Raw genomic sequence first — 3395 nt, forward strand, 5'->3', positions numbered from 1 at the left:
GTTTCCCGAAGGTTTAACGAGACTCCGAGAGCTCGACACGCTCTGTTGACCTCTTGCTTCCCGTCGAAGCCAGTCACCCCCTTTTCTTCATTGTCCCTGACTACCCTCTCTATATCAGAGAGGTTTTCTTCAGCTTACCGTACCATGACTCTTTATGCTACCCGATCTCTCGCTTGTGTCATTGAGATAACCACGTGTTCTATTAAATCAAGGCTGGCTCTCGAGTGGTACCCTCCTGGGGAATGAGAAGTGGTGCATGTCATGCGGGAGAGACGATGCCTTCTGGTCGTTCCACGACTCGGTTTGGTGGCTAGACGGGAAGCCGCATGCCTTTTGCCGGGTTTGTTTGTTATAAGACACGCCACCATCTACTGACTAGTTCGCAATAACCGAAAGAAAACCGTTTGCGGGAAGGAGATCAAGCATATGGCATGGACCTTATTGTTTGTTGCGGGGTTTTTTGAAATTGTCTGGGCGACGGCCCTGAAGTTTACGGATGGGTTCACCCGTCTGTGGCCCAGTGTGGGGACGGTGTTGGCGATGGGAATTAGTATGGTGTGTATGTCCTTTGCTCTTCGGGAAATTCCCATGGGAACAGCTTACGCCATATGGACGGGAATTGGAGCGGCAGGAACGGTGATCTTGGGAATTGTCCTGTTCGATGAACCACGGAATGCCATTCGACTATTATGTATCCTGGCGATTATCGGTGGGATCGCAGGCTTGAAATTGTCCTCGCCTTTGTAAGTCGGAAAGGACCTGTGGTGTCCTTGACCCACACAATTTTTTAAAAGGCCCAGGCCACAAACGTATAACGTTCGCCCTTGGTTACTTCTTTGACTTCATGAGGATACATGAAGTTGGACGGAAAGAGCACAATATCTCCGGCGCGCATGCTGACTTTCTGAAGGCCCGTCATCCAGAAATCCCCTCCCTCGTAGCCGTCATTCAGGGATCCCAGTATGGTTAAGATGGGAATGCCTTTCCTCTGTCCGTCGAAGATGGAGTGGATATGGTCGTAATGTTCGCGCATCATGGTGCCCGTTCGATACCGGTTAAACCGGATGGGCGTGAATGTCCTGACAAAGCTTTTTATGCGGTCATCTGTTTGGTTTCCATACTTCACCATGTATTCCTGCAGTGCCTTGAAGACAAACGGTCCCAGGGTATCTTGCAACTTCTGGTTTGTGCTGAGTACATCTAATTCCTTGTCTTTTTGGGAGGAATATTGATTGTCTTCATAGTTATACCAGGAGTGTTTGGTCCATTCCTGAGGCCGGATCTCCGCCAACACGGATTCGCACACGTGTGGAGGTATGACGTTTGTCACATACACATAATCCATGACTTTATCCATCGGCGTCTCCTGTAGGCTGGGATCTTGGTCGGACGTGAGTGATCGAGCTTTTCCCGATGAGATTAGATTGAAAACTGTACTTCCGAGGGGCCTCCGGAGAATTCCTTGAGGAGCCCGCGGGATTTCAAGAGCTGAATGATCTGGCTCGTACAGTCGTCAAAGTTTTCTGGACCGGCAAAGGTCAGGTCTGTATCCGGTTGAGGGCCGGTTAATTCCTTGGCCATGTGAATGGTAATCAAAGGCGTGGGGTTCACCAGCGTTTGGATCGTTGGGATCAACTCGCGTGTGGGCTGTTGAAAAGCGTTGGTGGTGCAAAGTACGAGGAGGCCGGTATCCGTCAATAAGCGAATGACTTCTCCAAATCGCCGAATGACTTCTTCGGGTTTGGTGTCTTGGAGGTCGGCATCCAACCCACGTTGCAAATTTTCGGGAGACAAAAGATACGCGTGACGTCTTTCCGCCACTAAGACCGTTTCCAGTTTCCTGGCGAGGAAGGCCTTGGCCGTGGTGTCGGGTCCGGTGAAGAGTAAGACGGCCGCATGGTGCCCGTATTGTTTGGCGCGATCAGCCGGGGTGATATCACCTTTGACCCAAACGGAGTCGCGTTCCCGGGCTTCAGTGCGGAAGCTTTCCTGTTCATCATGCACCAATTCGGTAATGATGCCGCCTCCGGCCACATCATAGTCGTCTACCAGTACAAAACGACCGGTGGTTTCAAAGTTGGCATAGAGGTCGAAGGCGATCGGGGTTTTTGTCCGCAGGGTGATGTCGGCGACTTCGTTGCGTTTCACGGTGGATTGGGTGTGTTTATCGTCTAAATTATTCGCATCGACAATGCGATGAATTTTGGCGATTTCGCATGGCACCTCACGGGTGGCCAAGCGGAGACTATAGGTGCGTCGTGTTTCCAGGGGCTGCTTGCCCAGCCAGAACAGATTGGCGCGTATCCGGGTCGAAACGAGTGGCCGGTCGGTTTCTTGTGCGGCGATTTGCCCGCGCTCCACGAAAATTTGTTCGTCGAGGGTAATGCCCACGGATTGGCCTGCCTGAGCTTGTGTGGGCGGCGGGTCAACATTGAAGGCTTCGATAGTCTGGATGTTGGCCGATTTGTTCGAAGGGGAAAAGACCAAGCGGTCGCCAATTTTTAATTGTCCAGCCGTGATACGACCGACGAGAATTCGCCGGGCATCGAATTTATACACGTCTTGAATTGGGAGCCGCAGGGGTTTTTCAGCCAAGGCGGTTTCCAGGCTGAAATGTGCCAGGGAATCCAACACCGAGGGACCGGTATACCACGGCGTCTCCGGGCTGACTTGGGCAATGTTCACCCCCAATTTCGCGCTGGCTGGAATGACATATTGGGGGGTCACGTTCAGTTGACTCAAGAAGTCACGATATTCCTTTTCAATGGCTTGAAACGTGTCCTGCCGATATCCCACGAGGTCCATTTTGTTCACAATAACAGTGACTTGTTTGACTCCGAGCATGGAGAGCAGCAGTCCATGGCGCTTGGATTGATCGCGGACGCCTTCCAGTGCGTCGATGACCAGCAGCGCGGCCTCGGCTCGTGCGGCGCCTGAGACCATATTTTTCAGGAATTCCTTGTGCCCAGGGGCATCGATGATGATGTATTGCCGTCCTCCCCAGGAAAAGAAGGTTCTGGCCGTGTCGATGGTGATGCCCTGTTGTTGTTCTTCTAAAAAAGAATCAAACAGAAACGCGTATTCGAACTCTTTGCCTTGCTGTTTGCAGATGGCCTGGATCTTCTCGATCTTGCCGATGGGCAGGGTACCCGTATCGGCATAGAGGCGGCCCAGCAGGGTGGACTTGCCGTGGTCCACGTGCCCCACGATCACGATGTTCATGCGTTCTTTTATGGCAGTGTCCGTCGTCATGATTACATGTATCCATCTTTGCGTAACTGTTCCATGCCTCGGCCTTCATCTTGTGCGCGACCGGCACGTTCGGCCACCTTGGTATTGCGTAATTCGATGATAACCTCATCCACATTTTTAGAGGTGGAATCGATCGGATAGGT

The 3395-nt window shown here is 52.0% G+C and carries 4 protein-coding genes; 1 reads left to right on the forward strand and 3 read right to left on the reverse strand.

Annotated features, from left to right (window positions below; genetic code table 11):
- Window positions 1–426: 426 nt before the first annotated feature.
- Window positions 427–747, forward strand: coding sequence for a multidrug efflux SMR transporter (locus H6750_21580; GenBank protein ID MCB9776900.1), 321 nt, complete (start codon window positions 427–429; stop codon window positions 745–747).
- Between the two features lie 40 nt (window positions 748–787).
- Here H6750_21580 and H6750_21585 read toward each other — a convergent pair whose 3' ends face one another.
- From H6750_21585 to H6750_21595, 3 genes are all read right to left on the reverse strand, one after another.
- Complete coding sequence (locus H6750_21585) at window positions 788–1357, reverse strand: 2OG-Fe(II) oxygenase (GenBank protein MCB9776901.1); 570 nt, start codon at window positions 1355–1357, stop codon at window positions 788–790.
- Between the two features lie 62 nt (window positions 1358–1419).
- The gene (locus H6750_21590; GenBank protein ID MCB9776902.1) at window positions 1420–3252 is read right to left on the reverse strand and encodes an adenylyl-sulfate kinase; all 1833 of its coding nucleotides are present in this window, start codon (window positions 3250–3252) and stop codon (window positions 1420–1422) included.
- 2 nt (window positions 3253–3254) lie between these two features.
- Window positions 3255–3395, reverse strand: a 141-nt coding sequence (locus H6750_21595; GenBank protein ID MCB9776903.1) for a sulfate adenylyltransferase, incomplete at its 5' end; no start/stop codon positions are given.

The organism is Nitrospiraceae bacterium (assembly GCA_020632595.1).
In the GTDB taxonomy this organism is placed as follows: domain Bacteria; phylum Nitrospirota; class Nitrospiria; order Nitrospirales; family UBA8639; genus Nitrospira_E.